The organism is Campylobacter sp. TJR-1 (assembly GCF_032840035.1).
Lineage (GTDB): Bacteria > Campylobacterota > Campylobacteria > Campylobacterales > Campylobacteraceae > Campylobacter > Campylobacter fetus.
In genome coordinates this window covers 1-6,355 of sequence record NZ_JAWIZX010000012.1, presented here as the reverse complement: position 1 = coordinate 6,355, position 6,355 = coordinate 1, and the positions used below count along the sequence as shown (strand labels likewise).

Genomic DNA, 6,355 nt, shown 5'->3' with positions numbered 1-6,355 from the left:
TGATATAAAGCATTGAAACATCTGTTTTGTTTAACATTTAAGGACTCCTTAATAAAATAAAATAAAATCACCAGCAAAAGCAACCAACCATATATATAGTTATCTATATACGGATTGCTTACCTTACTATCGATAGTATTTTTGCAAATACTGCGCGAATTATAACATAATTTTTTATAAAATTCAAATTTAATTCATTTAAATTATGCAAATTTCGCTTTTTAAAATTATTAGAAAATCAATTTCTATATGTTATTTTTTGAAAAAAAATTAAATTTTTGCATTTAGTCTGGCACTTTTTTAGTTATACTTAAGTATATATGCAGTAAAATGCATTTTTTGGCAAGAAAAATAGTTTTTTGTGGTAAATTGTAATATGATTTTAGTAAATTGTTACTTTTTGCTTACGAAGTATAACTTTGATTGCTTTTTATAATTATATAGATATATAGAAATTATATAAAAGTGATCATAGATGATAAAATCATTAAACATAAGAAGTAAATTAATCTCGGAGTAAGGGTTTTGGGCAGAAAACTAAGACTGATAGATTCTGGAAAAGTTGCTGTGAGACAAAAAGGTGATTTTTTCCAAAATTTTGATGAAAAGTCGTTATATGAAGATGTATTGCATATGGTAGCACATAAATATAGCGTGCAACTGTACGGATATATACTAAATAATAACGAAGTTTTTATATTTTTAGAATGCGAGAAATTATCTAAATTTATGCAGATAGTTAATAGCTCTTTTATAAGAAAGCGTAATAACTATAATGTAAAAAATAGCAATAAAAAGCCAGATTTAGAAAATTACTCTCAAAATAACAGTCAAAATAGTAGAGAGATAAGGAGATATGAGGTAACTCAAGTTTTTGCTGATGATATAGATCCTATTTTGGCTTATATAGCTAAAAATAGCGGCGTTGTCTTTAAAAAGACGGTTAATAAAGAGCTAAGTCTTGATAAAAAGATAGAAATTGAAAAATTTAGAAAGAGGAATATAATGAAAATAGAAGCAATAGATACGAAAAAGCATAGTGAGTTAATGTATCACAAAGATGCCGTACCAAACAGTCCATTTAGTGAGATAGTAGCAGGTGAAGCAGGACAATGCGAGCATAACTTTAGTATAGTTTTTACAAATGATGTCGTGCCAAAACTCATAGTTATGCTAGGCAAGAACGAAAATCTTATAATTAATGAAAATTATAACGGATATATACCTGCAAATGTGCAAAATTATCCGTTTTTTCTTGTGGATATAGAGGGAAAAGGAGTATTGTGTATAGATACGCAAGCAGAGCAATTACAAGGAGAGGGAATAAAGTTATTTGAGAATGAAAAGCCGACTGAATTTATGGAAAATCTCATAAAAGCTATGCAAAATTATAACATCGAACAGCAAAAAACAAAAATAGCTATGCAAGAGATAAAAAAGTCCGGAATTCTTGTAAATAAAGAGCTAAGCGTCAATATAAACGGTAAAAAACATACTCTTATAAAAGGATTTTCCGTAGTAAGTAAGAAAAAGCTAAATGAGCTTGATGACGCAACTTTGGCGGATTTCGTAAGACGCGGATATATGGAGCTTATATATACTCATTTAAGAAGTCTTTCAAATTTAGAAAATCTAGCAAGTAGGATAGTGCAAAATGAGAGCAAATGAGCCAAAAATAAGTGAATTAAAAGAGACTATAAAAAAGTCTAAAAACTGTATCGTTTATGCTGCGATTTTTAGCTTTTTTGTAAATTTACTTATGCTTACACCTCCTTTATATATGCTTCAATTGTATGATAGAGTAGTAACTAGCAGGAGCGAAAGCACACTGTTTTTTTTAACGCTTATAGTACTGTTTTTGTTTATTACAATGGCGATATTTGAAATACTTAGATCTAGAATACTAATAGTATTTGGAAATCAAATAGATTTAAATTTAACAGATAGAATATACGATGCTATATTTAAATTAGCAAGTAGAGTTCCTGGTAGAGTAACTTCTCAGGCTATGGGCGATCTAAATGCTATAAAGCAGTATATGAGCACAAACGGAATATTTGCGTTTTTGGATGCTCCTTGGCTGCCTGTGTATATAGCTATTTTATTTGTATTTCACCCGTGGTACGGATGGTTTGCTATAGCTGCCGCCATAATACTTTTTGGAGTAGCTTTACTAAATGAAAAAGCCACAAAAGACGGACTTAAAAAGTCAAACGACACATATAAAAACGAGATGCGCCTTATAGATATGAATTTAAGAAACTCAGAAGTTATAAACGCTATGGGTATGAATAATAATCTTAAAAAAATATGGAAAAACAAGCATCATACTTTTTTAAATTCGCATTCAGATGCAAGTATAAAAGCAGGAGTATATACAAATATATCAAAAGCCACTAGAGTAACATCTCAATCTATGATGCTAGGACTTGGTGCGTATTTGGTATTAAAAATGGAAGTAAGTCCAGGAATGATGATAGCTGGATCAATACTATTAGGCAGGGCTTTAGCACCGCTTGATATACTTATAGCTAGTTGGAAAAGCTATAAAAATACAAAAGAGAGCTATGAGAGACTGGATAAATTTTTACATGATTTTCCTGTTGAAAAAGATAAGCTAAGTTTACCTGATCCAAGAGGAGATATAGCTTGTGAAGCCATTAGTTTGATTCCGCCAAGCGCAAAACAACCGAGCCTTATCGGCGTAAGTTTTGCACTAGATGCCGGAGATATGTGTGCTATAATAGGACCTAGTGCAGCAGGTAAAAGCTCATTAGCTAGAGCTATACTCGGAATTTGGCCGGTGGCTCATGGAGTAGTAAGAGTGGATTGCGCAGATATAAATCAGTACTATAGCGATGCTTTAGGAGGATTTGTGGGTTATTTACCGCAAGACGTAGAGTTATTCGAAGGAACTATAGCTGAGAATATAGCAAGATTTGGCGAGCTTGATAGTGTTGCCGTAGTAGAAGCGGCTAAGAGCGCAAACGTACATGATATGATACTAAGACTTCCGGACGGTTATGAGACTAAAATAGGATTAGGCGGTATGAGTTTGAGCGGTGGTCAAAGACAAAGAGTAGCTTTGGCTAGAGCATTGTATAAAAATCCAAAAATTATAGTTCTAGATGAACCAAACGCAAGTCTGGACGAAGAGGGAGAAAGAGCGCTGTATGCAGCACTTCTTGCTATGAAAGGTAAGGCTACTATAATCTTAATAACACATAAGCTAAACGTGCTGCAAGCCGTAGATAAAATAGCCGTGCTAAATGCCGGTCAGCTGGTGTATTTCGGCGAGAGAGATGCAGTATTAGCCAAACTCTCAGGTAACACCGCTCCTGCTACTAAACAGGTAAAAACAGCTGCTGCTAGTATAAGCTTGGATGATGCAAAGGAAGATGAATAATGGTACTAAAAAGCGAAAGCGGAACGGTAAAGCTAGGTCTGTTTATGATATTGTTGCTGGTGGGTATTTTTGGAGTGTGGATGGGAACCGCACCGTTAAATAGCGCCGCCGTAGCACCGGGTCAAGTCGGTGTTTTAAGCAATAAAAAGGTTGTTCAGCATTTAGAGGGCGGCGTAGTAGATAAAATATATGTAAAAGACGGGGACGTAGTAAAAAAAGGACAAGTACTAATAGAGATAAAAAACGTTAGACTAAATAGCGAATTAGATATAGTCAAAAGCGAATATCTCCAAACTAGTGTTCTAGTAAGCCGCTTAGAGGCACAAAGAGACGATAAAGACCAAATAGAATTTAGTAATGATGTGAAGAGTTATCCGGATTTTGAGTCTGCATCAAAAGGACAAATAAGCATATTTAATGAACAAAATAAGCTTTTAAAAGATGAGATAACTATACTAAATCAAAGAATAGACCAGCTAAGAAAACAGATAGAAGGCATAAATGCTATAGTAGATGCAAAAAAACAGAGAGTCGAGTCTTTGAATGAAGAAACAAAAGAGTGGGAAAGACTATTTAAAGAGCAACTAACAGATAAAATCAGATTAAGAGATATACAAAGAGAAAGAACTGCAGCAGGCGGTGAGATTGCATCTGGAATTTCAGATATAGCGAAATTAAATGTTCAAATCACCGAAACAAAGCAACAAATTTTGTTTCGCGAACGAACATTTAAAGAAGATGTGCTGAAAAAATACGAAGAGGCTAAATTAAAATTAACCGATCTTAGTGCTAGATTAAGAGCGCTTGACGATCAACAAGAAAGAGCATTAGTAAAAGCTCCCGTTGATGGTATAGTAGTAGAGTTGGCTACTCATACTATAGGAGGCGTTGTACGTCCGGGTGAATCTATAATGAGTATAGTTCCGGACGATAGCGACTATATAATGGAAGCAAAAATGCATATTACAGATATAGACAAAGTTCATGTAGGTTTGCCTGCAGATATAAGATTTAGTGCATTTAACAGCAAAACCGCCCATGTTATAGAAGGTGAAGTTACATACGTATCAGCAGATACGCTAAAAGATTCTCATGGAAATCCGTACTATGAAATAAAAGCTAAATTGACCAAAAAAGGTATCGAAGAAGTTAAGAAAAATGGATTTTTTCTAGTTCCCGGAATGCCTGCCGAAATCATAGTAAAAACAGGTGAAAGAACAGTATTAAGCTATATCATAAAACCATTTACAGATATGTTCCAAAGGGCATTTAATGAAGACTAAAATAGTTATAACAGCGCTGCTTCCTATATGTATATTTGCTAATGATATAAGTCTTTCAACAGCATATGAATTAGCTCTTAGTAACGATGAAGAAGTCAAAGCTAGTATGTATGAAAATTTAGCATCTAGCGAGAGAAGAAAACAAGCCACTTCCGCAATGTTACCTAGCATAGATGCTCAGATACTATATAATGGCGAAAGATATGACAAAAGTAGCGGCAGATCAGGAAAACAGAGGATGGATGAAACTTTTACGAAATATGGTGTAAATCTCACTCAACCTCTGTTTCGCCCTGAACTTTGGTATCAAAGAAAACAAGAGGTTTTAAGGGAGAGCGGTTACTCTATAATGTATGACGGTTCTAAGCAAGGCTTGGCAAGAAAAGTCGCAGAAGCATACTTTAAGCTAGCTTATGCAAATGAGAGTCTAAAATTGGCTAAGAGTTATGAAAGTGCAAATAAAGCCAAATACGATCAAATGCAAAAGTCGCTTGATATGGGACTTGCAAATAAAATGGATACTCTTGAGGCTAAAGTGCGCTATGATGAAGCGATACTAGACGTAAATAAAGCTTTGAGACAAATAGAAGTAGCAAAACTAAGCCTTGCAAAGTATGTAGGCGAAGAAGTTGGAGTAAAAAATAGTTTTGAAAATATGGATCTTAGCTTTTTTAGTAATTTAAATTTAAGCCCATATGAAAATATTTTTGCAAATTTGGATTATAAACAAAGTGAAATTTCTACTCAAATAGCTACTGAAGAGAAAAATAAAAGAATGACCGGAGTTCTTCCGACCGTAGATTTTAGTGTAGGATTTTCAAACTCGGATTACAAAGATGATGCGAGGTTTGGCGATGAAGATAATAAAGTCGAGACTATGATTCGCTTTACTATGCCTTTGTTTAAAAGCGGTCTGACTATAGAAAGAATACAAGAAGGCGAACTTTTAAAGATGTCTAGCATGTCAAAACAGCTAGATATGCAAAAAAAAGTAGCGATAGAACAAAAGCAAGCTATAAGCGACTTTAGGAACTACTTGCAAGAAGCAAATATAGTAAGAAATTCTCTCGAACATGCTAGAGTTTATGAGCAAGCTATCGAACGCGGATATGAAGAAGGACTTAAAAATATAGTCGATCTTTTAGATGCTAGAGCTAGAGTTTATAAAACTAAAGCAGACGCTTTAAACGCCGGATATCAGTTGATTTTAGGATATTTAAATTTAGAATATCTAATAGGAAATATATCCATAGATACTATTAGAAATTTAGAAAGAGCGTTTAACTATTAGCTTATTTCTAAATTTATATAAGGCTAGGTCTAAATAACTTAGCCTAAATATTTTTCTTATTCTTTTAATATTTTATCTCTTTCACCTTTTAATATTTTAAATTTCCATTGTTTTTAATAGTTTATTCATCTTTGTTCTATTTATTTATTTTATTAATCTTTTAATCATCTAATTATATTAATACTCCTCTTTTTCATTCCACCATTATAATTTAAAATAATACCTTATTTAACCTAATACTCTTTGATACCTTGTAAGTATTTAGTATATAGATAACTATATATATGGTTGGTTGCTTTTGCTGGTGATTTTATTTTATTTTATTAAGGAGTCCTTAAATGTTAAACAAAACAGATGTTTCAATGCTTTATATCA

General features: G+C 33.0%; 4 protein-coding genes. All 4 read left to right on the top strand.

Translation table 11 applies throughout. The features are described 5' to 3' along the window. Positions 1-525: 525 nt before the first annotated feature. Genes RVY88_RS09015 through RVY88_RS09000 form a run of 4 tightly spaced genes read left to right on the top strand, consistent with a single transcriptional unit; the run spans position 526 to position 5,980 of the window. Positions 526-1,668 carry a SapC family protein gene (locus RVY88_RS09015; protein WP_002848689.1) on the top strand — a complete coding sequence of 381 codons (1,143 nt, stop codon included), beginning with the start codon at positions 526-528 and terminating at the stop codon, positions 1,666-1,668. After that, positions 1,655-3,406, top strand: a complete 1,752-nt coding sequence (locus RVY88_RS09010; RefSeq protein ID WP_251149220.1) for a type I secretion system permease/ATPase — start codon at positions 1,655-1,657, stop codon at positions 3,404-3,406. The genes RVY88_RS09015 and RVY88_RS09010 overlap by 14 nt, the downstream gene beginning before the upstream one ends. Further along, entirely contained in the window at positions 3,406-4,689 is a 1,284-nt protein-coding gene (locus RVY88_RS09005) for an HlyD family type I secretion periplasmic adaptor subunit (protein WP_002848685.1), read from the top strand. The genes RVY88_RS09010 and RVY88_RS09005 overlap by 1 nt, the downstream gene beginning before the upstream one ends. Then, positions 4,679-5,980 carry a TolC family protein gene (locus RVY88_RS09000; protein ID WP_002848683.1) on the top strand — a complete coding sequence of 434 codons (1,302 nt, stop codon included), beginning with the start codon at positions 4,679-4,681 and terminating at the stop codon, positions 5,978-5,980. The genes RVY88_RS09005 and RVY88_RS09000 overlap by 11 nt, the downstream gene beginning before the upstream one ends. The last annotated feature ends 375 nt before the right edge of the window (positions 5,981-6,355 follow it).

Excerpts from the sequence above, each read along its gene's own strand:
- RVY88_RS09010 (WP_251149220.1), top strand. The coding sequence starts at position 1,655 with ATGAGAGCAAATGAGCCAAAAATAAGTGAATTAAAAGAGACTATAAAA.
- RVY88_RS09005 (WP_002848685.1), top strand. The coding sequence starts at position 3,406 with ATGGTACTAAAAAGCGAAAGCGGAACGGTAAAGCTAGGTCTGTTTATG.
- RVY88_RS09000 (WP_002848683.1), top strand. The coding sequence starts at position 4,679 with ATGAAGACTAAAATAGTTATAACAGCGCTGCTTCCTATATGTATATTT.